This is a genomic window from Limosilactobacillus portuensis, from assembly GCF_014838735.1.
GTDB classification, from domain to species: domain Bacteria; phylum Bacillota; class Bacilli; order Lactobacillales; family Lactobacillaceae; genus Limosilactobacillus; species Limosilactobacillus portuensis.
The window spans coordinates 1-408 of sequence record NZ_JABUXQ010000079.1; the positions used below are offsets into that span (position 1 = coordinate 1).

Consider the following 408-nt stretch of genomic DNA (forward strand, 5'->3'; position numbering starts at 1 on the left):
GATTTAAAATTAACATTTATTGTTGAAATTAAATCTAAATCTTTATTAATACTATTAGTTGATGATTTATTTAAATATAGATTAACAATCATAATAAACCCCTATAAAAAAGGCCAGCATTAAGCCAGCCTTTTATTTTAGTTCGGATTAAAATTCACCCGCTGGCGCTTCACCAACAAAGAATACTACAAAGTTTTCGGCAAGGTCATTATAGTAACCCGCATCCATTTTGTAATAGTTGTTGTAAAACTCCGCTTTCGCGTTGTAGTTGGTAGTTACACGGCGGTCTAAATTGGCAACCCCTACCGCGTCACGGTCAAATACTACGCCAATAATAGCGGCGGTTTCTGGTACGCTAACAGTTTCACCGCTGGCAGTTTTAACGTCAATCTTACCAGTTGATGAAAG

At 36.5% G+C, this 408-nt stretch carries 1 protein-coding gene; it reads right to left on the reverse strand.

From position 1 onward, the window contains the following. Positions 1–147 precede the first annotated feature (147 nt). Positions 148–408, reverse strand: a 261-nt coding sequence (locus HUK49_RS10640; RefSeq protein WP_191913672.1) for a phage major capsid protein, incomplete at its 5' end; no start/stop codon positions are given.